Source organism: Bradyrhizobium xenonodulans (genome assembly GCF_027594865.1).
Classification (GTDB): domain Bacteria; phylum Pseudomonadota; class Alphaproteobacteria; order Rhizobiales; family Xanthobacteraceae; genus Bradyrhizobium; species Bradyrhizobium xenonodulans.
In genome coordinates, this window is record NZ_CP089391.1 from 4,580,547 (window position 1) to 4,605,264 (window position 24,718).

Genomic DNA, 24,718 nt, shown 5'->3' on the forward strand with positions numbered 1-24,718 from the left:
GAGCTAAGGGCATCGTTCCGGGCCCTATCCCAGGTACCAACCGCTGGGATCGGAAAGCTCTTGATCGTTCGCTGGACTGTTCTTCCGGTCTTGTGACAGACTTGGAGGCCGAGCTTACCCCTTATCAGCGCTGGAAGGCCCAGCATGCGCGGAAGACCGAGGCTGCCTAACAAGCCCCTCAAGCTGAAGGGCGTTCATCGGGTCAAGAAGCGCCAGGCGGACGGCTCTATCAAGGTCTATCTCTACCATCGCGCGACCGGCCTCCCACTCGACGAAACGAGGCTTGCCGAGACCTACGCTGATGCCGAAAGGAAAATGCGCACGAAGGGCGAAGGCACCTTCATGCAGCTCATTCGGCACTTCGATCAATCTGCTTATTTCGACGGGCTCAGCGAGGAAAGCCGCAAGCAGTACGTATGGAAATTGAAGCGGCTAGAGGTGCGCTGGGGCACCTGCCCGATCGCTGCTTTCAACGATGCTGACGACGCGCTTGAGTTTCGGAAGGATGCCCTCGCCTGGCACAACGAGCTCGGCAAGGCTTCGCCGCGATCGGCTGACAACCTGGTCGCGGCGCTCGCTCGTGTGCTTTCATTCGCGAAAGAAAAGGCTGTCATCAAGTTCAACCCGCTCGACACCTTCGCGCGGCTCTACAAGAGCCACCGATCGGAGCTCACCTGGCCGGAAGAATTGCAGCAGCAGTTCATGCGGACCGCGCGGCCGGCGATGGTGACCGCGATGGTGCTGGTTCGAAATACTGCGATGCGCGCGAGTGACGTCCGCAAGTTTGCTTGGAATCGGTACGACGGAGAGCGCGTGGAGATCCGGTCAACTAAGACCGGCAAGCTGCTCTGGATCCCGGCAACACGCGAGCTCAAGGCCCACTTGGATGCACTCAAAGAGGCGAAGGTCGGCGCCTTGGTGATGTTGACGCAAACCGGCAAGGCCTACAGCAAGCGGTACTTCAATGAGCACTGGCGCGAGGACTGTGACAAGGTCGACACGCTCAATGCCGAGCCGATTGCCGCAGATCCAGACCTCGTCAAAACCGCCGATCTCAACTTTCACGACAACCGCGGCACAGCCGCGACGCTGCTTGCCGAGGCTGGCGCGACGGCGCCGGAGATCGCGGAGGCGCTGTGCTGGAGTGTCGACAAGGCGCAGAAGGTGATCGACCTGTACCTTGCCCGACGCGGTGTGCTGGCCGCGAATGCGATTAAAAAGCTTGAGAATTACAGGGACAAAGTGACAAAGGTGCCTTTAGGTCGCCGCTAAACCTGAGACAACTTGCCGGATACCTCCTGTCCTTTATCCCGCTTATTCAAAATTATCTGAATGCACAAGACCATGCAGGCCAGCTGCACCCCTCGGAGAAACTGCGTCCGTGGGTTGGTGCTGCTGCGAAACATCGAGAGCCGTATTTGCGGCTGCTCTGGCGTTGTGATTGCGTCGAATACCTTGTTCATCTCTCGATACGTGCGGCTACTGACTAACTTCGAACAATCTGCACTCTGAGATTTGAATGAGATGGGATGCATGCTGTGCGCAAAATTATTTCTGATGCGTCGAATCAGGTGCATCCTTTTGTGGTGTCCGACTGAATAAAGTCCGAGCAAAAGTCCCATGTCTATGCGCGACGAAAACGTCGCCAGAGGGCCATAACCGCTGAAAACCTTCTTCTCTACTGGATCATGTCGATCCAGCTTCGATTGGATGGCTTCGAGAAGATGTTCTTCAAGAACCGAGGTCGCCACAATTGCCGCCCCCCGGTCCCGTTGCTTGGGTATTTCGATTAACGCGTGCCGGTACTTCATGGGGTCGGAAACAAACCAGGACATAGCCACTACCCAGTCGCCCGCGATTGACTTTCCATCGCCTTGCGCGCGGGCTTTGTGCGAGTCACACAGTATAGGGGGCGGTTAACCGGCTGGTTGATCGCCCCATCTAAGTAAGCCCCTATGAAGCTGGAGCGCTGGGGTGAGGCTGCCCGGAAGACTGGTCAGAGGGGCCGGGAGTTGTCCTCTCCACTATATTCAGAAGCCCACATTCTTCCTTCTCATCTCCGCATTTTAAGACGACGGTCAACTTCGCCGGTTGCGGAAATTCCAGTGGCTCATTCATTTCAACTCGGCCAATCAAAGTGCCGTATGGCAAGCCCCTGTTTCTCGCCCGCTCGACGGTTCTGCGGACGAGTTCCATGGGAGCTGGCTCACGCTTAACTGCTTCAATATCAGCATTTTCACTTTCAACATCGATCATGACGGCTCTATCGCAATCGAAATCGGCTTGAATCCTAATACGGAAGTGAATTGTAATCCTGCGCACGACCCAGGGAAACCTCGGGACCTGAACGGTGTCCGGCAATATCCCGATTAGCGTTTCCCTTCCGCCGTTCTCGCGACGGACATCTTCGCAGAAGAAAGCGAACGCCCTTAGTCCACGCATCAGGCTGCTTCAAGATCGAATTCAGATGCAGGATCGGCCAATAATCCCTCTTCATTTAGGGAATAATCAATCTTGGCCTCAATGTTCTGACCTTCCGAACGTATGCGCTCCGGGAATTCAATAACCGCGATCCGCCCCATGCTCGAAGCTAACTCGGCGACGCGGCCAAGCGTGATATCCTTCTGCCCGCGCAACTCTCTGTTGATTACAGAGCGATGCACGCCAATTTCGCGCGCGATGTCGGTTTGAGTTAGACCTCTTTTTTGCGACTCTTCCGATAGAGCCGACAAGAGCTTGCGCCGAACGTTATTAACGAACCGGCCCGCCGCGCGCTTGCTTGGACTGAGAGTAATTTGAAACGACGGCATTGGGGTCTTCTCCGGGGATAAATTTCGGCTCGTTCAGATCTAGTCGGTCTCGGAAATTAGCCGTCTCTCCGGCCAATCCGTAATACAGGTTATGTTCTTTGACGTAGTCAGCATGTTCGGCGCGCCAACCAATGAAGCAGTCTTTGGCGTGGAACCAGCCAAAGATGCGAAGATCAGGCGTTTTGAGAACCCAAATTCCATCTTTGACATGCGCAATTGGATGCAGGTGCTCTGGCAGGTTAAGCCTTTCGCCGGAACAATATACCTCAACGAAGGCGTCCAGTTGCTGAACGCAATCGATCTCGGATTCCCACCTCGCCTCAAGGGTGGGCAGTGCGTCCACGATCCAGGTGCAAAGGCGCGGGGATAGGTAAATGCATCGCCACTCCTGTTCCTGCGGCTCCAGCTGCGGGTCAAGCTTGAAAAGAAGCTGCGCATGATCCAACTCTAAGACTGTTGCCATTTAAGTCAACAACTCTAATCCGCAATGGTTAGCACCGAGTCGAAATGTCACATTATTGCTACTTGAGATGAGGGAACAACCCCTGAAAGGGCAACGTGCCCACTAAGGCCCAATCCGGGTGACACGCGCGCGAATCCCCCGGCGCTTACTCACGATGCACCTGAATAGAGGAACGCCCACAGAACGGAAATGTAAACCAAATGTAAACGGGCGGTCCGATGTAAACCGGCCGCCCGAGATTGGCTTTGAAATTATTGCTGAATTTGGTCGGAGCGAGAGGATTTGAACCTCCGACCCCTAGTCTCCCAGACTAGTGCGCTAACCGGGCTGCGCCACGCTCCGAACGTCGTTCCATTAGCTAGGATCGGCGCGATGCGCAAGACGAGGCCGCACCATTATGGTGTCCCCGTCCAAAGCCCCGGAACCGCCCGCAAAGCTCGCGAAAAGCGCCCTACCCGTCGTTCAGCGCCTGATCCAGCATTTCCCGGCAGGCAACGAGGTCGGCGAGCGCCCGCCCGAGCCGCTCCCGGTCCAGCGCGCTGGGGCCGGCGGGCGCGGAGGTGCCGCCCTTGCGGAAGGTGGTGAGGATGTCCTCGTCGTCGACCTCGGTGAAGCGGAAGTCGATGCCTTCCGCCTCGTCGCCCTGGTAATCGTCATCGTCGGCATCGGTGATGCCCTTGATGGGCGCCTCGTCGTCGGGCTCCATCAGGCTCGCGCCGATAGCGTCCTCGATGGCACCGAACGAGACCGCGGCCGCGCCGTCAGCGAGGCCCTGCACCGATTTGACGCCGTGCTCCTTCAGGATCCGCTGCACCCCGCGGATGGTGTAGCCCTCCCCGTAGAGGAGACGGCGGATGCCCTTGAGCAGGTCGACGTCGTCGGGACGGTAATAGCGGCGGCCGCCGCTGCGCTTCATCGGCTTGATCTGGGAGAATCGGGTCTCCCAGAACCGCAGCACGTGCTGCGGAATGTCGAGTTCCTGCGCTACTTCGCTGATGGTTCGGAACGCATCCGGCGCCTTGTCCAAATGCCAAATCCTTTGCGGAAGGCGTTATGCCTCTTGTGGAGCCTTGCTGGCGTCACCGTTGGTGCGATGCTGGGCGTTGATCCGCTGCTTCAGGATCGCCGACGGCTTGAACACCATGACCCGGCGCGGCGAGATCGGCACCTCGGTGCCGGTCTTCGGGTTACGGCCGATGCGCTGACCCTTCTTGCGGACCATGAAGGAGCCGAACGAGGACAATTTCACCGTCTCGCCCTTTTCGAGGCAGTCGGTGATCTCCTTCAGCACGAGTTCCACGAACGCAGAGGATTCCGTGCGCGACAAGCCCACCTTCTGGTAGACGGCTTCGCAGAGATCGACACGCGTTACGGTTTTACTTTGATCGGTCATCGCCCTGCCCCACATCACGGCGAACAATTGTTGTCTGAAATTAGGAGCTTACGATACTGCGGTCAACAGCGCTCATCAATGCAGACGCATCGATAATCAGCGCTGATTCGCAAAATTTTATCGACTGTGGCTCTACCAGCGCACGAGCGCGGAGCCCCAGGTGAAGCCGCCGCCCATGGCTTCCAGCAGGACCAAGTCGCCGCGCTTGATGCGGCCGTCCTTGCGCGCCACCGAGAGCGCCAGCGGGATCGAGGCCGCCGAGGTGTTGCCATGACGGTCCACCGTCAGCACCACCTTCTCCGCCGCGATGTGGAGCTTGTGCGCGGAAGCATCGATGATTCGCTTGTTGGCCTGGTGCGGCACGAACCAGTCGATGCTGTCGGCATTGAGCCCGGTCGCCGCGAAGGCATCGACGATGACGTCGGTGATCATGCCGACCGCGTGCTTGAAGACCTCGCGGCCCTCCATGCGCAGATGGCCGACGGTCTGGGTCGAGGACGGCCCGCCGTCGACGAACAGCTTTGCCTTGTGGCGGCCGTCGGAGCGCAGATGCGTGGTGACGATGCCGCGGTCGGTCGCAGCCTTGCCCGGCTGTTCCTGCGCCTCCAGCACGACCGCGCCGGCGCCGTCGCCGAACAGCACGCAGGTGCCGCGGTCGTTCCAGTCGAGGATGCGCGAGAAGGTCTCGGCGCCGATCACCAGCGCGCGCTTGTAGGCGCCGGTGCGCAGGAAATTGTCGGCGGTGGCGAGCGCGAACACGAAGCCCGAGCACACCGCCTGAAGGTCGAAGGCCGCGCCGTGGTTGATGCCGAGCGCGTTCTGCACGGCGACCGCGGTCGCGGGAAAGGTGTTGTCGGGCGTCGAGGTTGCCAGCACGATCAGCTCGATCGACTGCGCGTCCACGCCGGCATCGGTGAGCGCAGCCTGCGCCGCCTTGATCGCCAGATGCGAGGTGAACTCGCCTTCGGCGGCAATGTGCCGCTCGCGAATGCCGGTGCGCTGCACGATCCACTCGTCGGACGTGTCGATGCGCGCCGCCAATTGGGCGTTGGTCACCACCTGCTCCGGCAGATAAGAGCCGCAGCCGAGCACGACCGAACGAATTTGAGTCACGAAACATCCTCCGGCGCGGGCTGCACGGAATTGAGTGCACCACCCTCGCGGTTGAGCATCTGATTGATCTTGTTCAGGAGATCGTAGTGAGCCATCTCATAGCCAACATCGATCGCATAGGCAAAGCCTTCGGCGCTGGTTCCGCCGTGGCTCTTGACCACCAGTCCCTTCAGGCCCAGGAACACGCCGCCATTGGACTTGTTCGGGTCCATCTTGGCGCGCAGGGCCTGGAACGCGCTACGCGCGAAGAGATAGCCGAGCTTGGACAGCCAGCTCCGCTGCATCTCGTCACGGAGTAAATCCGCCATCTGACGCGCGGTTCCCTCGGCGGCCTTGAGCGCGATGTTGCCGCTGAACCCTTCGGTGACGATGACGTCGGCCAGCCCCTTGCCGATGCCGTCGCCCTCGACGAAGCCGATATAGTCGAGCTCGGGCAGGTTCCTCGCGCGCAGGATCTCGCTGGCCTCGCGGATTTCCTCGTGCCCCTTGATCTCCTCGGCCCCGATATTGAGCAGGCCGACCGTGGGGCGCTTCTTGTCGAACAGCACGCTTGCCATCGCGGCACCCATGAGCGCGAGCGACACCAGATGGTGCGCGTCACCGCCGATGGTGGCGCCGAGGTCGAGCACGACGGATTCGCCGCGCTTGTTCGGCCATATCCCCGTGATCGCCGGACGGTCGATGCCCGGCAGCGTGCGCAGGTGGAAACGCGACATCGCCATCAGCGCACCGGTATTGCCGGCGGAGACCGCAACATCCGCCTCGCCCTGCTTCACGGCGTCGATGGCCAGCCACATCGAGGAGGTCTTGCGGCCGCGCCGCAGCGCCTGGCTCGGCTTGTCCGAGCCGCTGACGGCGACGTCGGTATGGATGATCTTCGAGGCGGCCTTGAGGGCGGGATGCTTGTCGAGCTCGGGCTCGATCCTGGCGCGGTCCCCGACCAGCAGAAACTCGATCTCGCGATGCCTTTGAAGCGAGATGGCGGCGCCTGGAATGACCACGGCAGCGCCGACATCGCCCCCCATGGCGTCAAGCGCGATACGAACCTTGCTTGGCATAAAAGTCCTGGAAACCTGGTCTGGTGCGGTCTTGAGTGAGCGGGGCCGCAAAATGGGTTCGCCATGGACATGGCGACCGGCCAGGCGCCACGCTGCACCCCGACCGGGGCGCGACAATAGCGTTTTGTTATCCCGAAACAACCTCTTGCCCCCAGCCTTTTGCATGCGGGGCGATCCGGGGGCGGACCTGAAAATTCAAATGAAATAGATTGAAATCAAATAGATAAGAACGAATCCCAAACCACATCGGCAGGCACCTCGCCCCGCCCGGCAAGGCGTTCTTACGGGGATTGCCGGGCTATTTGCCTTTCTTCTTGTCCTGCTTCTTGCCCTGAAGCACCTTCAGCGCCGCAAACGGATGGTCCTCCGGATCGAGGGCGGTGACTTCGGCCTCGAACACGGCCCCCTCCTTACGGGGATAGGGATCGATCGCCAGGAACAGCGCATCGGTCGCGAGACGGCCGAGGTCGATGATGCCACCAACGATCGCCTCGGGCGGATCGACGACCTCCGGCGGCTCCGCCTCGTCCTGCCCCTCCTCGATCAGGTCGGCCAGCCGACGCGCCTCGGCCTCCGGCGCGAACATCAGGTCCACCTCCTCCTCGATCTCGTTCTCGATCGGATCGAGCGTGACGACGCAGATCTGACCAATCCGGGCGCGGACGCGGCCCGTGACCTGGATCCGGCCGCCGCTTTTCGGCACGACGTCAAGGTCGGCGTGGGCAGAGAGCACCTCCCGCACGCCCGCGAGCTCGGCCATGGCCTGCCGCTCGGCCGCCGAGGCCTCGAGCTTGCGATGCAGGCCGGTGTCGGGAATCTGCGCGACGATGACTGGGGATCGCCAGGGATCGGGCCTGGATTCGGCGTTCGGTCGGCTCATGGCGTGATGTCCTGCGTGAGCGCTGGGGGAAACCTGAAGGACGCAGCCAGCAGCGCAGCCTCGTCGGTCCGGCCGAGATCGGCCTCGGTGGCCCGGGCGTAGGCCGCAAGCTGCCGCGCCTGGTCCAGGCCGGTCCCATTCAAGATATTCTTGCAGATGGCCTCTGCCAGAGCTTCGCCGCCGCCTTCAATGGCTTGGTCATAGGCCTGATCATAGGCTTGGACGCGGCCGTAAAAGGCCTCGCCAAAGGCCCGCATCCGCTTCGGCACGGTCTGGTCGCCGATCCCCATCTCGCGCAGATTGTCGTCCATGTCCTCGCAAAAGCGGTCGAACAGCGCCTGCGACAGCTCCGTGGCGCCCTGAACCGTGCGCAGGCGGCGCAGCAGCAGCCAGAGATGGAGCAGCAACAGGTCGAAACGCCCGTTAACCGTATCGGGGACGCCCAAGTGGCGGTAAAACATGGGTTCTCGCGCCTGCGTCACGATCATGCCATAGATGGCTTCAATGGTGCCGCGCGGGGCTTGCCGGGGTTTCCTGAAGTGATTGAACGGCCAAACCATTGTGGGTTCCGCAAGCGGGCATGCGCGTGTTGCAATTGCAGCCTCCGCCCGGTACTTCAGCGCCTCGCGCGACGCAAGGGGACGGAATCAGTTCCGCTATGACGATAACGATTAGGACCAGCCAGCGCGCAGGCAAGCAGCGCGGCCTTTCTGCACGCTGGCGCGGCCTGCGCATGCTCGCGGCCGTGGCCCTGGTCGGCGGCGCCCTTGCGGGCTGCACCGGCGAGCAATTCCAGAAGGGTTACATCCTGCCGCCCGGCGCGCTCGAGCAGATTCCGATCGGCGCGAGCCAGGACCAGGTGCTGATCGTGATGGGCACGCCCTCCACGGTCGCGACCCTCGACGGTGAGGTGTTTTACTACATCTCGCAGCGCTCGGAACGCGTCGTCGCCTTCATGAACCAGAAGGTGGTCGATCAGCGCGTCATCGCCGTCTATTTCGACAAGAACCGGCGCGTGCGCAGGCTTGCGAATTACGGCCTCCAGGACGGCAAGATCTTCGACTTCATCAGCCGGACGACGCCGACGTCGGGCCAGGAGATGAGCTACCTCACGCCGATCTTCAAGCTGCTCAGCTTTAACTGAGCCTTCAGCCTGCGGCGTCGTGCCGTCTCGTACGGCTTGCCGTTGCGCATCGGGTTCCCTACGCTCCCCTGCAAAACAAGACGCAGGGAGTGGATTCGTGTCCAATAAATTGTTGTCCCGCCGCCGCGTGCTCACGGGCGTTGCCGGTCTCTCGGCCGCAGCGATCCTGCCGCGATCGAGCCTGGCGGACTGGAAGCCCACCGAGAACGTCCGCCTTGTCGTGCCGGCTGCGGCCGGCGGCTCGACCGATGTGATGGGCCGGCTGCTGGCCGCGCATCTGCAAACCGCCTGGGGCCAGTCGGCCGTCGTGGAAAACCGCTCCGGTGGCGGCGGCACCATCGGCACCGCCGAAGTGGTCCGCTCAAAACCCGATGGCCATACCATCCTGATCGGCAATCCCGGTCCGAATGCGATCGCCTACAGCATCTTCAAGAACCTCACCTACAAGCCGGACCAGCTTCAGCCGGTTACCAACATGATCCGGATCCCGAACATCGTCTCGGCGCATCCGAAGACCGGCATCAAATCGGTCGCCGAGCTGATCGCGTATCTGAAGGCCAATCCGGACAAGCTCAGCTACGCCTCCTCCGGCGTCGGCCAGAGCCCGCATCTCACCGGCGCCTGGTTCCTCCAGCTGACCGGGCTGAAGATGACGCACATCCCGTTCCGCGGTGCAGGTCCTGCGCTCCAGGCCGCGCTCGCCGGCGACATCCAGATCCTGTTCGACAATCTCTATCCGAGCCTGCCGCAGGTGCAGAACGGCACGCTCAACGGTCTCTGCGTCACCACGCCCGAGCGCAGCGAGCTTGCGCCGAACCTGCCGACCATGCGCGAGAGCGCGCCGGAGCTGGCGGGTTTCGACGTCTCGTCCTGGTTCTCGGTGTTCCTGCCGAAGGGGGTCTCACCCGAAGTGCTCAACGCGCTCAATCTCCAGGTCAAGGCGATGCTGGAGCGCGACGACATCAAGAAACAGATCACCGCCATGGGCGCCCGCGCCGACTACGGCACCCCGCAGCAGTTCGCCGCCTTCGTGGATGCCGAGACGAAGAAGTTCGCCGGCATCATCCAGAAGGAAGGGCTCCAGATGGACGTGCAGTAGCTCGCCCGGTCGTGGCGCGCCGAACGGCTTGACCGCACGTATCGACCGAACATGCGTACAACGTCGCTCCCAATCGCCCCGACGGGGGCCTGCTTGCTTATTGTCCCGATCAGCCAGCTCGCCGGCACGGCTGCGTAGCCGACGGCCAAAGTTCGCATCGGCAGGCCCAAATGTCTCTTGACTTAGAGTGCGCTCGAACTCGTAGTTTCCGCGCGTCGTGATGAGAAACAGGCATGAAGATCGGCGAACTCGCGAAGCGTTCCGGACTGACTGCCCATACGATCCGCTACTACGAGCGGATCGGACTGTTGCCTTACGCCGACCGAGATCGATCCAGCCGACGTGACTACGATGCCTCGATCCTGGTGTGGATCGAGTTTCTCGGCCGACTGAAGACGACTGGCATGCCGATCCGGGACATGCTGCTTTACGCGGAACTCCGGGACCGAGGCAGCGGCACCGAAGCCGAGCGGCGCGCGCTGCTGGAGCGGCACCGTGAAAGCGTGCGTGCCCACGTCGACGAACTGAATGCCTGTCTTCTCGTCCTCGACACCAAGATCGGCGGTTATGCCGAAACGGAACAGAGGATGAAAGATTATGATGCAACACTTCCCGAACGCCGGCGAAAGCCGGTTGGAGCGCGGTCGCCGCGCACTCGCTGAGATCGACGGAGAGGCCGGCCATAAGGTCGTGGCGGCGCTGGGTGACATCGCCCCAGACTTCGCCACCTACATACTCGAATTTCCATTTGGTGACATCTAGTCACGGCCCGGGCTCGACCTCCGTTCGCGCGAAATCGCAACGATCGCAGCGCTCACGGCCATGGGGAACGCCACACCTCAGCTCAAGGTGCATATCGAGGCAGGTCTGAATGTCGGGCTCGGCCGAGAGGAGATTATCGAGATCCTCATGCAGATGGCCGTCTATGCCGGCTTCCCGGCTGCCCTCAACGGCCTGTTCGCAGCGAAGGAGGTATTTGCGCAAAGAGCCGAGGACGGATCGGCGCCGAAAGCCTGAAGCTCGACCGTCGAATCCTGTTTTGTCGTGCAGCCGGACTGCGCTGCCCTGACAAGAAGCCCCGCGGCTCGCGCCGCGGGGTTTTGTTTTGTCTTGTCTCGTCTGCGCCGCTCAGTGCGCCAGGATCGCCAGCAGCAACAGCGCCACGATGTTGGTGATCTTGATCATCGGGTTGACCGCGGGGCCGGCCGTGTCCTTGTAGGGATCGCCGACTGTGTCGCCGGTCACGGCAGACTTGTGGGCATCAGAGCCCTTGCCGCCGAAATGACCGTCCTCGATGTACTTCTTGGCGTTGTCCCAGGCACCGCCGCCCGAGGTCATCGAGATCGCGACGAACAGGCCCGTCACGATCACGCCGAGCAGCATGGCGCCGACCGCGGAGAACGCCGCCGACTTGCCAGCCACGCCGCCGCCCGCGATGGCGTAGATCAGGAAGTAGACCACGATCGGCGACAGCACCGGGAGCAGCGAGGGGATGATCATCTCCTTGATCGCCGCACGGGTCAGCAGGTCGACCGCCTTGCCGTAATCAGGCTTGTCGGTGCCCTGCATGATGCCCGGCTTCTCGCGGAACTGCCGGCGCACCTCCTCGACGATCGCGCCGGCCGCACGGCCGACCGCCGTCATGCCCATCGCGCCGAACAGATACGGCAGCAGGCCGCCGAACAGCAGGCCGACAACCACGTAGGGATTGTTGAGCGAGAAGTCCGGATTGACGCCGGCGAAGTAGGGATGGTGCGCGCTGTCCGCAACGAAGAACTTGAGGTCCTGGTTGTAGGCTGCGAACAGCACGAGGGCGCCGAGACCGGCGGAGCCGATCGCGTAGCCCTTCGTCACCGCCTTGGTGGTGTTGCCGACCGCGTCGAGCGCGTCGGTCGATTTGCGCACCTCCTTCGGCAGGCCCGCCATTTCGGCGATGCCACCGGCGTTGTCGGTCACCGGGCCGAAGGCGTCGAGCGCAACGACCATGCCGGCCAGCGCCAGCATGGTGGCCGTCGCGATCGCGATGCCGAACAGGCCGGCGAGGCTGTAGGTGACCAGGATGCCGGCGATGATGACGATCGCGGGCAGCGCGGTCGCTTCCATCGAGACGGCAAGACCCTGGATCACGTTGGTGCCGTGACCGGTGACCGAGGCCTGAGCGATCGACTTCACCGGACGATAGTCGGTGCCGGTGTAGTATTCGGTGATCCAGATGATCAGCGCGGTGACGACGAGGCCAACCACGCCGCATTCGAACAGCGCCATGCCGGTGTAGTCGACGCCGGCGAGCTTGCCGAAGCCGATCAGATAGTAGATCACGCCGGCGATGCCGATCAGCGACAGGATGCCGGTTGCGATCAGGCCCTTGTAGAGCGCGCCCATGATCGACTGGCTCGGCCCGAGCTTCACGAAGAAGGTGCCGATGATCGAGGTGATGATGCAGACGCCGCCGATCGCGAGTGGCAGCGTCATCATGTCGGAGAGGATCGGCGTCTTGGCGAAGAAGATCGCCGCCAGCACCATGGTGGCGACCGCGGTCACGGCATAGGTCTCGAACAGGTCGGCGGCCATGCCGGCGCAATCGCCCACGTTGTCACCGACGTTGTCGGCGATGGTCGCGGGGTTGCGCGGATCGTCCTCTGGAATACCGGCCTCGACCTTGCCGACGAGGTCGCCGCCGACGTCCGCACCCTTGGTGAAGATGCCGCCGCCGAGACGGGCGAAGATCGAGATCAGCGAAGCGCCGAAGCCGAGCGCCACCAGGGCGTCGACCACAAGGCGGCTGTCGGGCGCGAGCTTCAGCGAATGAACCAGGAAGCCGAAATAGAGCGTCACGCCGAGCAGCGCGAGACCCGCCACCAGCATGCCGGTGATGGCGCCCGCCTTGAAGGCGAGCTCGAGGCCGCCGGCCAGCGACGTCGTCGCCGCCTGCGCGGTGCGCACATTGGCGCGGACCGAGACGTTCATGCCGATGAAGCCGGCCGCCCCCGACAGGACGGCGCCGATCAAGAAGCCGATGGCGACGTAGATACCAAGGAAATAGACCAGCAGCACGAAGATGACGATGCCGACGATACCGATCGTGGTGTACTGGCGCCGCAGATACGCCTGTGCGCCTTCAGCGACCGCGCCTGCAATTTCCTGCATGCGCGGTGACCCCGCATCTGCACTCAACACCGAAGACGTCGCCCAAATCGCGTAGACGACGGAAAGCACTCCGCAGAGCACTATCAACCATAATGCTGTCATGTGATTTTTGCCTCAGATCCTTGATGTACGTACCCCCGGCGCCTTTTGTTTTTCCGTCATGCGGTGGGCGCCCTTATGTTGAACAGGGCCGCCCCTCGCGCGAAGGTGTGGCCCTGGTCGGCCACAAGCTTGCCAAAATCAAATTGAGGGTGCAACGCCGGATAAGGCCGAAAAGCCGATCTCGGCAGGTATTTAGGCCAATCAGTCGCGCTCGGCCGCCGGTTTGGAGCAATTCCTAGAAGTGGCTGTAGGACAGCCGCTCCAAAACCAGTTCCCGGCCCTGCCCGTCCAGGAAGCGCGGCCGCTCCTGCCCCGCGACGATCGTGCCGATCGCCGTGACGGCAAGACCCGCCGTCCGCCCGGCGGCAATCAGCGCGTCGCTTTGCGCCGGCGGCACCGTGCACAGCACCTCGTAATCGTCGCCCCCGGCAAGCAGCGTCTCAACACAAACGGCGTTGCGCACGATCAAACCGGCCGCCGCAGCCGAGAGCGGTACATTCGGCACCTCGACGATGGCCGAGACGCCGGACGCGGCACAGAGTTTCGTCAGGTCACCGGCGAGCCCGTCGGAGACGTCCATCGCGGCCGACGCATGATCGCGCACCGCCTGCGCCAGCAAATTGCGCGGCTGCGGGATACGATAGCGTGACACCAGAGCTTCCCTTGCAGCGGGATCGGAGGCGAGCGCCGCTGCGGCCGGCCCGCCGGTGAGCATGTCGAGGCCGAGCGCGGCATCGCCAATCGTCCCCGTCACCATGATCAGGTCGCCCGGCCGCGCGCCGGTACGGCCGACCATTTGCCCCTTCGGCACGCGGCCGAAGGCGGTGATCGAGATCATCTGCGGCCCCGGCGTCGAGACCGTGTCGCCGCCGAGCAACGGGCATGCGAACGTCTTGGCGTCCTCGCCGAGCGCATCGGCGAACGGCCGGAGCCAGGAATCTTCCTTGCTGTGCAGCGCCAGCGTCAGCACGAAGCCGACCGGCACAGCTCCCTTGGCGGCGAGGTCGGACAGGTTCACCCGCAGCGCTTTTCGCGCGATCGTGTCAGGCGGGTCTGTGGCAAGATAATGCACGCCCTCGACGACGGCGTCGGTGGTGACGACGATGTCGTCGCCGGACGAGGACAGCACCGCGGCATCATCGACCAGCCCGAACGCGCCGGGATCGGTCGCGAGCGGCTTGAAATAGCGCGCGATGAGGGAGTCTTCGGCGGAGAGATTTTGCGGGTTTGCCATCGCGTCAGCCAAACACACCGCTGTCATCGCCCGGCCAGTGCGCAATTGCGCACTAGGACCGGGCGATCCAGTATTCCAGAGACAGTCGTGTCAAATCGATAGGCCGCGGCGTACTGGATGCCCCGCCTTCGCGGGGCATGACAGCGGAGTATGGGGCAGCCGTATCGCATCACTTCACCGCCCTCGCGGATAACTATCCCCGCCCGAACTCGTCGCCGCGAAACTGGCGGCCGATCTGGTCGAGCACGGCGTTGACCATGCCGGTTTCCTCGCGGTCGACGAAGGCGTTGGCGACGTCGACATATTCGGACACAACGACGCGCGCCGGCACGTCCTTGCGGTGCTCCAATTCATAGGCCCCGGCCCGCAGCACCGCGCGCAGGATCGCCTCGATCCGCTTCAGGGGCCAGCCCTTCGACAGCGCCTCGTCGATCAGGGGATCGAGCTTCTTCTGGTCGCGCACGACGCCCGAGACGACGTCGCGAAAGAACGCGGCTTCCGCCGGCAGGTAGGTGTCGCCCTCGACCTCGTTGCCGAGCCAATGGCTCTCGAACTCCGCAAAGATGTCGTTGATGCCGGCACCGGCGATGTCCATCTGGTAGAGCGCCTGTACCGCCGCGAGCCGCGCCGCACCGCGCCGGTTCGCCTTCTTTTCCGGAGTGCCTGCCGCCGGCTTTTTGCTGTTATCGACCATGATCAAGCCCGCGCCAGGCGGCGCTTGATGCGCAGCATCGCAAGCGCGGCGCGCGCGGCATCGCCGCCCTTGTTGAGCTCGCTGGCGCGCGCCCGCGCCCAGGCCTGGTCTTCGGTGTTGACGGTGAGGATGCCGTTGCCGAGCGGCAGCTTTCGCGCAACCGCAAGGTCCATCAGCGCACGCGAGGATTCCTGCGAGACGATCTCGAAATGGATGGTGTCGCCGCGGATGACGCAGCCGAGCGCGATCACCGCGTCATAGGGCTTGCCGTTCGCCGCGGCCGCGTCGATCGCGATGGCGACCGCCGCTGGGATTTCCAGCGCACCGGGAACCGTAATCACGTCATGCGTGAGACCCGCCGCCTTCAGCTCTGCCACCGCCCCATCGAGCAGCGCGTCCTGGAGATCATCGTAGAACCGTGCCTCGACAATCAGCGCCCGCGCGCCGGAAATGTCGGTCTGGTCCTTCAGGGGTGCGCGCCGCGCGTCTGCCATCGTTAAATCCGTTCTACTGGGGTCGGCGCGTATGTAGTCGCCGCACGCGGATAAGCCAAGTTTTAAACCGTCATTTCCGTCAGCCGCGCCGCATAGCGGGCCATCAGATCGACCTCGATATTAACCTCGGCGCCCGCCTTCCAGCCGCCGATCGTCGTGACCGTCAACGTGTGCGGGATGATCAGCACCGAAAAGGTCACGTCCTTCACCGTATTGACCGTCAGCGAGACGCCGTCGAGCGTGATCGAGCCCTTGGTGGCGATGAAGCGCGCCAGCTCCCGCGTGGTCGAGAGCTCGAACCGCGCCATATCAGGCAGGTCCTCGCGGCTGACGATAGTGGCAATGCCATCGGCATGACCGGCGACGATATGGCCGCCGAGCTCGTCGCCGATCTTCAGCGCACGCTCGAGGTTGAGCTTCGTACCCTGCTTCCAGTGTTTTGCCGTCGTCAGCGCCAGCGTCTCCGCCGCCGCATCGACGTCATACCAAGTCTTTCCGCCGGCAACGCCGGACGCAACCACAGTCAGGCACACGCCGTTGCTGGCGATCGAGGCGCCGTCGGCGATGGTGGTCTGATCGTAGCTGCAGGCGATACGCAGGCGATGCAGCTGGCCCTGCGCCACTGGCGTAAATCCGACGATCTCGCCGATATCGGTGACAATACCAGTGAACATTACGTGCGCTCGTAGATGGTGAGAGTATCCTTGAGAGTATCCTTGCCGAATGTCTCGCTAGCATGAACCTTGTAGGCCTGCGACTGCGTGATTTTCGACAGGGGCAATGCATCGAGCGCATCGACGCCGTCAGAGCCCACCTCTTCCGCGCCGCGGAACAGCCAGATCTCGTCGACGAGGTCCGCGGCGACGAACGAGGACGCAACGCGGCTGCCGCCCTCGACCATCAGCCGTGAGATGCCCTTCTCGGCCAGCGCCTGCAGCACGGCGGGCAGATCGAGCCCGGATGCGCTGCCCGGCGGCACACGCATGATCTGCGCCCCGGCAGCGCCAAGGCGGGTGGCGGCGGCAGCTTCCGCAAGCTCGGACGCGATCACCCAGACGGGCGTCTCGCGCGCGGAGCGCACCAACTGGCTCGAGGCCGGAATGCGCAAACTCTTGTCGAGCACGACGCGCACGGGAGAACGGGCTTCCATGCCCGGCAGGCGGCAATTGAGCTGCGGATCGTCTGCCAGCACCGTGCCGATGCCGACCAGGATCGCGTCGCACTGCGCGCGCAGGAGATGCACGCGATTGCGCACGGCCTCGCCGGTGATCGCAAGCGGCTTGCCGCCGGCAGCGCCGATCTTGCCGTCGGGCGAAACCGCGAGCTTGAGGATCACACGCGGGCGCTTGTCCCGGATACGGCGAAAATGCCCGGCGTGGTCGAAGGCGGCTTCTGCCGCGCACAGGCCGACATCCACCGTGATGCCGGCGGCGCGCAAGCGCGCATGGCCCTGGCCGGCGACCTCAGGATTGGGATCCTCGATCGCCGCCACCACGCGGGTGATGCCGGCGGCGATCACCGCATCGGCGCAAGGCGGCGACCTGCCGAAATGCGAGCACGGCTCCAGCGTGACGTAGAGCGTGGCGCCGCGCGCAGCCTCACCGGCCCGCCGCAGCGCCTCAGGCTCGCCATGCGGCCGACCTCCGGGCTGCGTCCAGCCGCGGCCGACAATGACACCGTCCTTGACGATGACGGCGCCGACGGCGGGATTGGGCCAGGTACGCCCCTGCCCGCGCTTACCCAACGCCAGCGCCAACTGCATGAAGCGGCGATCGGCATCCTTGGTCTCGCGGATCCTCGCGGCGAACTGATCTTCCAGGATGCGGAAGATCATTTGCGGATCGCGGCGAGCCGCGCTTCCTCCTCACCGGAGAGCTCGCCGAGCACGTCGGCGAAATCCTTCGCCTCGCGGAAATTGCGATAGACGGAAGCAAAGCGCACATAGGCGACGTCGTCGAGCGTGCGCAGATGCTCCATCACGGTCTCGCCGATCACCTCCGAGGAGATCTCGGCCTCACCGCCGGTCTCGAGCTCGCGCACGATGGTGGAGACCATCTTCTCCACCCGCTCCGGCTCGACCTGCCGCTTGCGCAACGAGATCGACACCGAGCGCATCAGCTTGTCGCGGTCGAACGGCACGCGGCGGCCGTTGCGCTTGATCACCGTGAGCTCGCGCAGCTGCACGCGCTCGAAGGTGGTGAAGCGGAAATTGCAGGCGACGCACACGCGCCGCCTGCGGATCACGGAAGAATCTTCGGTCGGACGCGAGTCCTTTACCTGCGTATCGAGACTGTTGCAGTTCGGGCAGCGCATCCGTGTACCCTAAGCCTTACTGATAGATCGGGAACCGATCGGTGAGCGCCTTGACCCGTTCCTTGATCGCGGCCTCGACCAGCGGCGCCTTGCCGTCGGAGGACTGCGCGATCGCGTTCAGGACCTCGGCGATCATGCCGCCGACCTGCTGGAATTCGGCGACGCCGAAGCCGCGGGTCGTCGCCGCCGGCGTGCCGAGACGAATACCGGAGGTGACAAACGGCGACTCGGGGTCGAAGGGAATGCCGTTCTTGTTGCAGGTGATGGCGGCGCGAACCAGCGCCTTCTCCGAGGCGTTGCCCTTCAGGCCCTTCGGCCGGAGGTCGACCAGCATCAGATGGTTATCGGTGCCGCCGGAGACAATGTCGAAGCCATGGCCCTTCATCGCCTCGGCCAGCGCCCTGGCGTTCTCGACGACGTTCTTCGCATAGACCTTGAAATCCGGACGCAGCGCCTCGCCGAAGGCGACCGCCTTCGCCGCGATCACGTGCATCAGGGGGCCGCCCTGCAGGCCCGGGAAGATCGCAGAATTGAACTTCTTGGTCAGCGCCTCGTCATTCCACAGCATCAGGCCGCCGCGCGGACCGCGCAGCGATTTGTGCGTCGTGGTCGTGGTGATATGGGCATACGGCACCGGCGAAGCGTGCACGCCGCCGGCGACCAAGCCGGCAAAGTGCGCCATGTCGACCAGCAGGTACGCGCCGACGCTGTCCGCGATCTCGCGGAAGCGCTTGAAGTCCCAGGCCCGCGAATAGGCCGAGCCGCCGGCGACGATCAGCTTCGGCTTGACCTCCTCGGCCTGCTTGGCGACGGCGTCCATGTCGATGATCTGGTCCTCGCGGCGCACGGTGTAGTGCGCGGCCTTGAACCACTTGCCGCTCATGTTGACGGGCGAGCCGTGGGTGAGATGGCCGCCTGCCGCCAGATCGAGGCCCATGAAGGTGTCGCCGGGCTGGAGCAACGCCAGGAACACCGCCTGGTTCATCTGGCTACCGGAGTTCGGCTGCACGTTGGCGAAATTGGCGCCGAACAGCTTCTTGGCGCGATCGATCGCGAGGTTCTCGGCGACGTCGACCCACTCACAACCGCCATAGTAGCGCGCGCCCGGATAACCCTCTGCGTATTTGTTGGTCATCACCGAACCCTGCGCTTCCAGAACGGCCCGGCTGACGATGTTCTCGGAGGCGATCAGCTCAACCTCGTGGCGCTGCCGGCCGAGCTCGCCCTTGATGGCGGCGGCGATTTCCGGGTCGGCCTGCTCGAGCGAGGCGGTGAAAAACGAATCGGGCGCGGAGGCGGTTTGGGCTGAGGTCATCTTGCGAATATCTCCACCGCCGCAGGCCTTTTAGGGGCTACGGGCGGTCTGGTGTGGCGATCGGAAGCGGCGAGCGCGATCTACCACATCGCCCGCCCCCGGCCAAGTAGTTGCGGGTCGGGCCAGATATTTATGCAAGATATGGTGGGGATCGAAGGTTTTCGACTGGGCGATTCTATCGAACCACCCCGTCTGCCAACATCCGGAATGGGGCCGCTTTGAGTCTTAAACTTCGCGCCGGGCCCGCCGCCCGAGGGCTGCGCCCCTCACAGCCCGGTATACCCCGCCTTCACCGGGTCCACGCTGCCGTCGAGCTGGCGCAGATAGGTCAGGCCGCATACCGTCAACCTGTGAGGGTCCTTCTCGCCGGCTTCCATCAACGTATTGAGGTAGTTCGTGACCTTGGCACGCGCCTCCTCGCTCGCTGCCGCGGTGCGGTTGGCGAGCAGGTCATAGGTCTGCATGATGCGGTCGATGGCGGCTTCCATGGCACCCTCTGGTTCTCTTGAATTTCGGGACTCTTGATCAGGCAACCGCTTTGGCCTCGGACTGCGCCTCGAACCTGGCGATGGCCTTGTTGGCCAGCCTGATCTTGTTGAATTCGCCTTGCTGGAGCAGTTTGATGACGATCTCGAGCAGGCGCTCGTCGGTGACGAGGGTGTCGGGGATCGCACCGGAGCGGCGAAGATAGTTCGCGGCGATGGCATAGGCCTCGCTCACGAGTTCCACGTTCATCGCGCCCAAGCCACGCTCCACCAGCATCGTCAGCCTCCGATCCGAAGGGGATAAGCGCCGAACCGGGAACTCGTTCCCTGCGGTGAGCGGTTTTTTTCGCAACCGCGAAATGACAAAACGCACCGGTCCGGAGGGAATCCGGGCCGATGCGCTTGGGGAAGGCACGTTCGGAAAGGCTTGCCGGTCTTGTTGCGGGCCGGCTTGGCCTTGATCCGTCCAAAAACTCAGAGGCGATACAGGATCTGGTCGGTCCAGAACCGCTCGAGGCGGTGCAGCGACTTGTTGAGCGTGGAGAACTCCTCGCCCGAAATGCCACCGACCTGCTCCACCGTCTTGACGTGCTTCTGGTAGAGCGAGTCGACGATGCGGCGGACTTCCTGGCCCTGCGGCGTCAGGCGGATGCGCACCGAGCGGCGGTCAACGCGCGAGCGCTGATGATCGAGAAAACCGAGCTCGACGAGCTTCTTCAGATTGTAGGAGACGTTGGAGCCGAGATAGTAACCGCGCGTGCGCAGCTCGCCCGCAGTCAGCTCCTTGTCGCCGATGTTGTAGAGCAGAAGCGCCTGCACCGAATTGATGTCCGCGCGGCCGCGGCGATCGAACTCGTCCTTGATGACGTCGAGGAGCCGGCGATGCAGCCGCTCCACCAGAGTCAAAGCTTCCAGATAGAGCGACTGCACCGAACCCTGCTGGCCGGAGACGCGCTCTGCGGTATCTGCCGCAGTTGCGACGGCTTTCATCATGACACTTCCCCTGTTGTCGTTTTTATCGACACTTATTCGACGAAACTTGTGCTCCGTCTGATAGGTGCAACTTAAGGGGAGGCGTTTGAAGATCGGCTTAAATAAGAGAATAAAGAGATCATGAATTTAAGACAGTGAATTGCGGATTAAGCCTGTGCCACAAGGGCTTTTCGCAACACTCTGTTGACCCTCGCAAGGTCCTGTTCACCCTCCGTCCGCACCGGTTGTCGCATTCCAGAACAGCCCCGCCCCGTTTCGAAACGCACGCGTAAGAGCTGTGGCGGAACGCGCTGGTCAACGAAAACTTACCGCAAATTTTAGGCAACTAACGGTCAACCAAGCGCGCACAACTCCGCAAACTCCGCTCTCCGTGTCCCGGACAAGCGAAGCGCAGATCCGGGACCCAGAAGGCGGCAAATGAGGTCGTGGAGGGATGGGCCCCGGTTCTGCAGCGCATCACTGCGTGCTGCGCAGCGTCCGGGGCACGAGAGCGTGAGCGTCAAGATCGCCTGCGCTACGGCGGCCGTTCCCGCGCGGCCATCCAGGCGAGCGCGAGATAGGCGGCGAGCATGAAGGCTTCGACACCGACCACGACCAGGCTGCCGCCGTAGATGCCGGGGAACATCAGCTCGATCACCGCCATCGACACCACGGTGGTCAGCCAGACCACCGCGCCCCAGGGCGTTGCCAGCCAGAGCCCGACCGCGGCGACGAGCTCGATCACGGCGAAGTAGACGGTCGCGGCCTGCCAGGCCATCGACTGGTTCTCGAACGCCTCGTCCTCGCCGCCGACGAAGCCCGTGACCTGCGCCCAGTGATAGAGACCCTTCAGGATCGAGAGCAGCGCCATCACCCGCAGGAACAGCACGAGCCGCCGTGTCCAGACATTGTCGTCGGACTCCTGGCGCTCCGACGAGATCGCCGCCACCGACATGGCATTGTCTCTGGCATTGTCTCGGACGGCGTCCCTGGCACTGGCGCCGTCGCGGGCCGCATCGCGGGTGGAGATCTCGGACATGGCCCCCTTCTGGCTGCTTCGCCCGGCAAAATCAATCGGCCGCCCAAGTGACTTCAACTTTGCCTTGCGGCAGGTCAAGCCGCGGTGACGGGAACCATGCGAGCTGGTATAAGAATAATCCCAGCCGGAGGAAGAGTGATGGCGATCAAATACGGACGTCCGATCGAATTGCGCGAGGTTTCGCGCGGGACCGGCACGGCCGTGCCCCATGCCCTCGATCTGACCGTCCGCCCGCGCCGCAACCGCAAGGCCGAATGGGCCCGGCGGATGGTGCGCGAGAACGTCCTCACCACCGACGATTTGATCTGGCCGCTGTTTTTGATCGACGGCCACAACAAGCGCGAGCAGGTCGCCTCGATGCCGGGCGTCGAGCGCCTCAGCGTCGACCAGGCCGTGCGCGAGGCCGAGCGCGCGATGAAGCTGACCATCCCCTGCCTCGCGCTGTTTCCCTACACCGACCCGTCCCTGCGCGACGAGGAAGGCTCGGAAGCGACCAACCCGGACAATCTGGTCTGCCAGGCGGTGCGCGCGATCAAGCAGGAATTTCCGGAGATCGGCATCCTCTGCGACGTCGCGCTCGATCCCTTCACCAGCCACGGCCATGACGGCCTGATTTCCGACGGCAAGATCCTGAATGATGAAACAGTCGCCGTGCTGGTGCGCCAGGCCCTGGTGCAGGCCGAAGCCGGTTGCGACATCATCGCGCCCTCGGACATGATGGACGGCCGCGTCGCCGCGATCCGCGAGGGGCTGGATCGCTCCGGCCTGCTCGACGTGCAGATCATGGCCTATGCGGCCAAATACGCCTCCGCCTTCTACGGCCCGTTCCGCGACGCCATCGGCTCGGCCAAGACGCTCACCGGCGACAAGCGCACCTACCAGATGGACAGCGCCAACACCGACGAAGCGCTGCGCGAGGTCGAGCTCGACATCGCCGAGGGCGCCGACATGGTGATGGTGAAGCCGGGCATGCCCTATCTCGACGTGGTCCGCCGCGTGAAGGACACGTTCGCGATGCCGACCTTCGCCTACCAGGTCTCCGGCGAATACGCGATGATCGCTGCGGCCGCGAACAACGGCTGGCTTGACGGCGAACGCGCGATGATGGAGAGCCTGCTCGCCTTCAAGCGCGCCGGCGCCGATGGCGTGCTGAGCTATTTTGCGCCGAAGGTCGCGGAGAGGCTGCGCACCCAAGGATAAGGTGCCGTAGGGTGGGCAAAGCGGAGCGTGCCCACCAATTTTGAATGATGGTGTGATGGTTGGTGGCACGGCGCTTCGCGCCTTTGCCCACCCTACGAAGCCCGCACCCGCGCTTGCCCCCGAATCGCCGGAATATTTCGGCTTGTTAATGCCAGCGCGCCCTTGGCACACGGACGGCCTGTTCCCATGTCCTGTCACGGGAGTTTTCCCTTGGGAGGACGGTCATGTCTTATTCGGATTCGGGCAACGCCTGGCGCAATGACGGCGGAGCGCAGCCGCACGCCTATGACCCCGATCTGCATCCGGAGCTGTTCCGCGGCGTCGCGACGCGGCGGGCGTTCGCCTTCCTGATCGACCTGGTCATCATCTCGGTGCCGGTGATCCTCGGCTATGTCTTCATTTTCGTGTTCGGCGTGGTTACGCTCGGCGTCGGCTTTCTGCTGTTCGGGATCGCCTGGCCGGCCTCCGTGGTATGGGCCATCGTCTATTGCGGCGCCTGCATCGGCGGCTCGTCGTCGGCCACGATCGGCATGCGCCTGATGGATCTGGAGCTGCGCACCTGGTACGGCGCGCCCGGCTACTTCGTGCTCGGTGCCACCCATGCCGTGCTGTTCTGGGTGACGGTCTCGTTCCTGACGCCCTTTGTGGTGCTGGTCGGCCCGTTCAACGGCCGCCGGCGCCTGCTGCACGATTTCGTGCTGGGGACGGTCGTGATCAACAATTCCGTCCGCGCGCCCGTGCCGCAGGCCGCAAGGACCTACTAACCAGGATCGACTAGACTGGCTGCTGATCTGACCTGCCGAGCAGACCAATTGACCGGGGGCCTTCGTAGCGCGATGCTCATATTCAGTTTGGAGGCCCACGACGTCCCTTGACCCAGCACTCGCGCGACACCCCCCAGTTTTACCTCACGGCGCCCTCCCCGTGCCCGTACCTGCCGGGCCGGCATGAGCGCAAGGTGTTTACGCACCTCGTAGGCGAGCGCGCCGGCGACCTCAACGACCTCCTGACCCATGGCGGATTCCGCCGCAGCCAGTCGATCGCCTACCGGCCGGCCTGCGACCAGTGCCGCGCCTGCGTCTCGGTCCGGGTCGTCGCCAACGAGTTCCGCCCCTCCCGCAACTTCCGCAAGGTGATGGCGCGCAACGCCGACATCATCGGCGAGCAGCGCAGCGCGGTGCCGACCTCCGAGCAATATTCGGTGTTCCGCGCCTATCTCGACGCCCGCCATCGCCATGGCGGCATGGCCGACATGACCGTGCTCGACTACGCCATGATGGTCGAGGACAGCCACGTCGAGACCCGCATCATCGAGTATCGCAAGCGCGGCCCCGACAGCGGCATCACCGGCCGCGGCGAGGAGTTGATCGCGGTGGCGCTGACCGACGTGCTCAGCGACGGCCTGTCGATGGTCTATTCGTTCTTCGAGCCGAGCCAGGTCAGCCGCTCGATGGGCACCTTCATGATCCTCGACCACATCGCCCGCGCACGGCGCCAGGGCCTGCCTTACGTCTATCTCGGCTACTGGATCGATGGCTCCAAGAAGATGGACTACAAGGCCCGCTTCCTGCCGCAGCAGCGCCTCGCGCCCTCCGGCTGGCTGCGCATCGACGCACAAGGCGACACGGCGTCCGAGCCGCAGGATTAGTTCTCTGTCATGCCCCGGCTTGACCGGGGCATCCAGGGCGCCGCGGCTTCCCCATTCATCACAACTGTCTCTGGAATACTGGGTCGCCCGGTCGAGCGGGCGACGACCGCGGTGT

At 63.5% G+C, this 24,718-nt stretch carries 29 protein-coding genes, 1 tRNA gene and 1 pseudogene; 8 read left to right on the forward strand and 23 right to left on the reverse strand.

Annotated features, from left to right (window positions below):
- The first annotated feature begins 144 nt into the window (after positions 1 to 144).
- A complete protein-coding gene (locus I3J27_RS21615) occupies positions 145 to 1,272 on the forward strand; it encodes a tyrosine-type recombinase/integrase (protein WP_270160454.1) in 1,128 nt (375 codons plus the stop codon).
- Here the strand turns inward: I3J27_RS21615 and I3J27_RS21620 are convergent.
- The 11 genes from I3J27_RS21620 to I3J27_RS21665 form a co-directional block, all read right to left on the reverse strand.
- On the reverse strand, positions 1,269 to 1,835 hold the full coding sequence (locus I3J27_RS21620) for a hypothetical protein (RefSeq protein ID WP_270160455.1): 567 nt from the start codon (positions 1,833 to 1,835) through the stop codon (positions 1,269 to 1,271). The genes I3J27_RS21615 and I3J27_RS21620 overlap by 4 nt on opposite strands.
- 118 nt (positions 1,836 to 1,953) lie before the next feature.
- The gene (locus I3J27_RS39325; RefSeq protein WP_441465370.1) at positions 1,954 to 2,442 is read right to left on the reverse strand and encodes a DUF6941 family protein; all 489 of its coding nucleotides are present in this window, start codon (positions 2,440 to 2,442) and stop codon (positions 1,954 to 1,956) included.
- Entirely contained in the window at positions 2,442 to 2,732 is a 291-nt protein-coding gene (locus I3J27_RS21625) for a helix-turn-helix domain-containing protein (RefSeq protein WP_270160456.1), read from the reverse strand. The genes I3J27_RS39325 and I3J27_RS21625 overlap by 1 nt, the downstream gene beginning before the upstream one ends.
- Positions 2,733 to 2,751: 19 nt before the next feature.
- Positions 2,752 to 3,273 carry a hypothetical protein gene (locus I3J27_RS21630; protein ID WP_270160457.1) on the reverse strand — a complete coding sequence of 174 codons (522 nt, stop codon included), beginning with the start codon at positions 3,271 to 3,273 and terminating at the stop codon, positions 2,752 to 2,754.
- Between the two features lie 264 nt (positions 3,274 to 3,537).
- Positions 3,538 to 3,615, reverse strand: a tRNA-Pro gene (locus tag I3J27_RS21635).
- A 109-nt stretch (positions 3,616 to 3,724) separates the two neighbouring features.
- On the reverse strand, positions 3,725 to 4,300 hold the full coding sequence (locus I3J27_RS21640; protein WP_270160458.1) for a MerR family transcriptional regulator: 576 nt from the start codon (positions 4,298 to 4,300) through the stop codon (positions 3,725 to 3,727).
- 24 nt (positions 4,301 to 4,324) lie between these two features.
- Positions 4,325 to 4,666: an integration host factor subunit alpha gene (locus I3J27_RS21645; protein ID WP_270160459.1), complete on the reverse strand. Its 342-nt coding sequence runs from the start codon at positions 4,664 to 4,666 to the stop codon at positions 4,325 to 4,327.
- 132 nt (positions 4,667 to 4,798) lie between these two features.
- The gene (locus I3J27_RS21650; RefSeq protein ID WP_270160460.1) at positions 4,799 to 5,779 is read right to left on the reverse strand and encodes a beta-ketoacyl-ACP synthase III; all 981 of its coding nucleotides are present in this window, start codon (positions 5,777 to 5,779) and stop codon (positions 4,799 to 4,801) included.
- Positions 5,776 to 6,837, reverse strand: coding sequence for a phosphate acyltransferase PlsX (gene plsX / locus I3J27_RS21655; protein WP_270160461.1), 1,062 nt, complete (start codon positions 6,835 to 6,837; stop codon positions 5,776 to 5,778). The genes I3J27_RS21650 and plsX overlap by 4 nt, the downstream gene beginning before the upstream one ends.
- Positions 6,838 to 7,135: 298 nt before the next feature.
- The gene (locus tag I3J27_RS21660; RefSeq protein ID WP_270160462.1) at positions 7,136 to 7,717 is read right to left on the reverse strand and encodes a YceD family protein; all 582 of its coding nucleotides are present in this window, start codon (positions 7,715 to 7,717) and stop codon (positions 7,136 to 7,138) included.
- Positions 7,714 to 8,277 (reverse strand): ubiquinol-cytochrome C chaperone family protein, encoded by a 564-nt coding sequence (locus I3J27_RS21665; protein ID WP_270160463.1) that lies wholly within the window; start codon positions 8,275 to 8,277, stop codon positions 7,714 to 7,716. The genes I3J27_RS21660 and I3J27_RS21665 overlap by 4 nt, the downstream gene beginning before the upstream one ends.
- A gap of 98 nt (positions 8,278 to 8,375) precedes the next feature.
- On the opposite strand from I3J27_RS21665, the gene I3J27_RS21670 reads away from it, so the two are divergent.
- The 4 genes and pseudogenes from I3J27_RS21670 to I3J27_RS21685 all read left to right on the forward strand — a co-directional run bounded on the left by I3J27_RS21670 (position 8,376) and on the right by I3J27_RS21685 (position 10,977).
- Entirely contained in the window at positions 8,376 to 8,861 is a 486-nt protein-coding gene (locus I3J27_RS21670) for an outer membrane protein assembly factor BamE (protein ID WP_270160464.1), read from the forward strand.
- Positions 8,862 to 8,958: 97 nt separating this feature from the next.
- The gene (locus I3J27_RS21675; protein WP_270160465.1) at positions 8,959 to 9,960 is read left to right on the forward strand and encodes a Bug family tripartite tricarboxylate transporter substrate binding protein; all 1,002 of its coding nucleotides are present in this window, start codon (positions 8,959 to 8,961) and stop codon (positions 9,958 to 9,960) included.
- 233 nt (positions 9,961 to 10,193) lie between these two features.
- Positions 10,194 to 10,622, forward strand: a complete 429-nt coding sequence (locus I3J27_RS21680; RefSeq protein WP_212432257.1) for a MerR family transcriptional regulator — start codon at positions 10,194 to 10,196, stop codon at positions 10,620 to 10,622.
- Positions 10,561 to 10,977, forward strand: a pseudogene (locus tag I3J27_RS21685) (carboxymuconolactone decarboxylase family protein). The gene I3J27_RS21680 and the pseudogene I3J27_RS21685 overlap by 62 nt, the downstream one beginning before the upstream one ends.
- A gap of 111 nt (positions 10,978 to 11,088) precedes the next feature.
- On the opposite strand, the gene I3J27_RS21690 reads toward I3J27_RS21685, so the two are convergent.
- From I3J27_RS21690 to I3J27_RS21745, 12 genes are all read right to left on the reverse strand, one after another.
- Positions 11,089 to 13,209, reverse strand: a complete 2,121-nt coding sequence (locus I3J27_RS21690) for a sodium-translocating pyrophosphatase (protein WP_270160466.1) — start codon at positions 13,207 to 13,209, stop codon at positions 11,089 to 11,091.
- A gap of 235 nt (positions 13,210 to 13,444) precedes the next feature.
- Entirely contained in the window at positions 13,445 to 14,443 is a 999-nt protein-coding gene (thiL, locus tag I3J27_RS21695) for a thiamine-phosphate kinase (protein ID WP_270160467.1), read from the reverse strand.
- A 193-nt stretch (positions 14,444 to 14,636) separates the two neighbouring features.
- Positions 14,637 to 15,137, reverse strand: a complete 501-nt coding sequence (gene nusB / locus I3J27_RS21700; RefSeq protein WP_270160468.1) for a transcription antitermination factor NusB — start codon at positions 15,135 to 15,137, stop codon at positions 14,637 to 14,639.
- Positions 15,138 to 15,139: 2 nt separating this feature from the next.
- Complete coding sequence (ribH, locus tag I3J27_RS21705) at positions 15,140 to 15,631, reverse strand: 6,7-dimethyl-8-ribityllumazine synthase (protein ID WP_270160469.1); 492 nt, start codon at positions 15,629 to 15,631, stop codon at positions 15,140 to 15,142.
- A gap of 62 nt (positions 15,632 to 15,693) precedes the next feature.
- Positions 15,694 to 16,305 (reverse strand): riboflavin synthase, encoded by a 612-nt coding sequence (locus I3J27_RS21710; RefSeq protein ID WP_270160470.1) that lies wholly within the window; start codon positions 16,303 to 16,305, stop codon positions 15,694 to 15,696.
- Entirely contained in the window at positions 16,305 to 17,465 is a 1,161-nt protein-coding gene (ribD, locus tag I3J27_RS21715) for a bifunctional diaminohydroxyphosphoribosylaminopyrimidine deaminase/5-amino-6-(5-phosphoribosylamino)uracil reductase RibD (protein ID WP_270160471.1), read from the reverse strand. The genes I3J27_RS21710 and ribD overlap by 1 nt, the downstream gene beginning before the upstream one ends.
- The gene (gene nrdR / locus I3J27_RS21720) at positions 17,462 to 17,944 is read right to left on the reverse strand and encodes a transcriptional regulator NrdR (RefSeq protein ID WP_007603426.1); all 483 of its coding nucleotides are present in this window, start codon (positions 17,942 to 17,944) and stop codon (positions 17,462 to 17,464) included. Before nrdR ends, ribD begins: the two co-directional genes overlap by 4 nt.
- 16 nt (positions 17,945 to 17,960) lie before the next feature.
- Positions 17,961 to 19,259 (reverse strand): serine hydroxymethyltransferase, encoded by a 1,299-nt coding sequence (gene glyA / locus I3J27_RS21725; protein ID WP_270160472.1) that lies wholly within the window; start codon positions 19,257 to 19,259, stop codon positions 17,961 to 17,963.
- A gap of 266 nt (positions 19,260 to 19,525) precedes the next feature.
- The gene (locus I3J27_RS21730; protein ID WP_014494771.1) at positions 19,526 to 19,747 is read right to left on the reverse strand and encodes a hypothetical protein; all 222 of its coding nucleotides are present in this window, start codon (positions 19,745 to 19,747) and stop codon (positions 19,526 to 19,528) included.
- A 37-nt stretch (positions 19,748 to 19,784) separates the two neighbouring features.
- The gene (locus tag I3J27_RS21735; protein WP_270160473.1) at positions 19,785 to 20,021 is read right to left on the reverse strand and encodes a hypothetical protein; all 237 of its coding nucleotides are present in this window, start codon (positions 20,019 to 20,021) and stop codon (positions 19,785 to 19,787) included.
- A gap of 197 nt (positions 20,022 to 20,218) precedes the next feature.
- A complete protein-coding gene (gene ldtR, locus I3J27_RS21740; protein ID WP_011087797.1) occupies positions 20,219 to 20,737 on the reverse strand; it encodes a transcriptional regulator LdtR in 519 nt (172 codons plus the stop codon).
- A 514-nt stretch (positions 20,738 to 21,251) separates the two neighbouring features.
- On the reverse strand, positions 21,252 to 21,755 hold the full coding sequence (locus I3J27_RS21745; protein WP_270160474.1) for a DUF6163 family protein: 504 nt from the start codon (positions 21,753 to 21,755) through the stop codon (positions 21,252 to 21,254).
- Positions 21,756 to 21,893: 138 nt separating this feature from the next.
- Between I3J27_RS21745 and hemB the strand changes: the two genes are divergently transcribed.
- The 3 genes from hemB to I3J27_RS21760 all read left to right on the forward strand — a co-directional run bounded on the left by hemB (position 21,894) and on the right by I3J27_RS21760 (position 24,603).
- Positions 21,894 to 22,955, forward strand: a complete 1,062-nt coding sequence (gene hemB / locus I3J27_RS21750; protein ID WP_270160475.1) for a porphobilinogen synthase — start codon at positions 21,894 to 21,896, stop codon at positions 22,953 to 22,955.
- A 224-nt stretch (positions 22,956 to 23,179) separates the two neighbouring features.
- Positions 23,180 to 23,719: an RDD family protein gene (locus I3J27_RS21755; protein WP_270160476.1), complete on the forward strand. Its 540-nt coding sequence runs from the start codon at positions 23,180 to 23,182 to the stop codon at positions 23,717 to 23,719.
- Positions 23,720 to 23,826: 107 nt separating this feature from the next.
- The gene (locus I3J27_RS21760; RefSeq protein WP_270160477.1) at positions 23,827 to 24,603 is read left to right on the forward strand and encodes an arginyltransferase; all 777 of its coding nucleotides are present in this window, start codon (positions 23,827 to 23,829) and stop codon (positions 24,601 to 24,603) included.
- Positions 24,604 to 24,718 lie beyond the last annotated feature (115 nt).

What these genes read in the sequence shown, in the direction of transcription:
- I3J27_RS21630 (WP_270160457.1), bottom strand. Translation starts at nt 3,273, where the DNA reads ATGGCAACAGTCTTAGAGTTGGATCATGCGCAGCTTCTTTTCAAGCTT.
- I3J27_RS21735 (WP_270160473.1), bottom strand. Translation starts at nt 20,021, where the DNA reads ATGCTGGTGGAGCGTGGCTTGGGCGCGATGAACGTGGAACTCGTGAGC.
- ldtR (WP_011087797.1), bottom strand. Translation starts at nt 20,737, where the DNA reads ATGATGAAAGCCGTCGCAACTGCGGCAGATACCGCAGAGCGCGTCTCC.
- I3J27_RS21665 (WP_270160463.1), bottom strand. Translation starts at nt 8,277, where the DNA reads ATGGTTTGGCCGTTCAATCACTTCAGGAAACCCCGGCAAGCCCCGCGC.
- I3J27_RS39325 (WP_441465370.1), bottom strand. Translation starts at nt 2,442, where the DNA reads ATGCGTGGACTAAGGGCGTTCGCTTTCTTCTGCGAAGATGTCCGTCGC.
- nrdR (WP_007603426.1), bottom strand. Translation starts at nt 17,944, where the DNA reads ATGCGCTGCCCGAACTGCAACAGTCTCGATACGCAGGTAAAGGACTCG.
- hemB (WP_270160475.1), top strand. Translation starts at nt 21,894, where the DNA reads ATGGCGATCAAATACGGACGTCCGATCGAATTGCGCGAGGTTTCGCGC.
- I3J27_RS21645 (WP_270160459.1), bottom strand. Translation starts at nt 4,666, where the DNA reads ATGACCGATCAAAGTAAAACCGTAACGCGTGTCGATCTCTGCGAAGCC.
- I3J27_RS21755 (WP_270160476.1), top strand. Translation starts at nt 23,180, where the DNA reads ATGTCTTATTCGGATTCGGGCAACGCCTGGCGCAATGACGGCGGAGCG.
- nusB (WP_270160468.1), bottom strand. Translation starts at nt 15,137, where the DNA reads ATGGTCGATAACAGCAAAAAGCCGGCGGCAGGCACTCCGGAAAAGAAG.
- I3J27_RS21745 (WP_270160474.1), bottom strand. Translation starts at nt 21,755, where the DNA reads ATGTCCGAGATCTCCACCCGCGATGCGGCCCGCGACGGCGCCAGTGCC.
- I3J27_RS21690 (WP_270160466.1), bottom strand. Translation starts at nt 13,209, where the DNA reads ATGACAGCATTATGGTTGATAGTGCTCTGCGGAGTGCTTTCCGTCGTC.
- I3J27_RS21730 (WP_014494771.1), bottom strand. Translation starts at nt 19,747, where the DNA reads ATGGAAGCCGCCATCGACCGCATCATGCAGACCTATGACCTGCTCGCC.
- I3J27_RS21670 (WP_270160464.1), top strand. Translation starts at nt 8,376, where the DNA reads ATGACGATAACGATTAGGACCAGCCAGCGCGCAGGCAAGCAGCGCGGC.
- I3J27_RS21710 (WP_270160470.1), bottom strand. Translation starts at nt 16,305, where the DNA reads ATGTTCACTGGTATTGTCACCGATATCGGCGAGATCGTCGGATTTACG.
- glyA (WP_270160472.1), bottom strand. Translation starts at nt 19,259, where the DNA reads ATGACCTCAGCCCAAACCGCCTCCGCGCCCGATTCGTTTTTCACCGCC.
- I3J27_RS21680 (WP_212432257.1), top strand. Translation starts at nt 10,194, where the DNA reads ATGAAGATCGGCGAACTCGCGAAGCGTTCCGGACTGACTGCCCATACG.
- plsX (WP_270160461.1), bottom strand. Translation starts at nt 6,837, where the DNA reads ATGCCAAGCAAGGTTCGTATCGCGCTTGACGCCATGGGGGGCGATGTC.
- thiL (WP_270160467.1), bottom strand. Translation starts at nt 14,443, where the DNA reads ATGGCAAACCCGCAAAATCTCTCCGCCGAAGACTCCCTCATCGCGCGC.
- ribD (WP_270160471.1), bottom strand. Translation starts at nt 17,465, where the DNA reads ATGATCTTCCGCATCCTGGAAGATCAGTTCGCCGCGAGGATCCGCGAG.
- I3J27_RS21660 (WP_270160462.1), bottom strand. Translation starts at nt 7,717, where the DNA reads ATGAGCCGACCGAACGCCGAATCCAGGCCCGATCCCTGGCGATCCCCA.
- I3J27_RS21620 (WP_270160455.1), bottom strand. Translation starts at nt 1,835, where the DNA reads ATGTCCTGGTTTGTTTCCGACCCCATGAAGTACCGGCACGCGTTAATC.
- ribH (WP_270160469.1), bottom strand. Translation starts at nt 15,631, where the DNA reads ATGGCAGACGCGCGGCGCGCACCCCTGAAGGACCAGACCGACATTTCC.
- I3J27_RS21615 (WP_270160454.1), top strand. Translation starts at nt 145, where the DNA reads ATGCGCGGAAGACCGAGGCTGCCTAACAAGCCCCTCAAGCTGAAGGGC.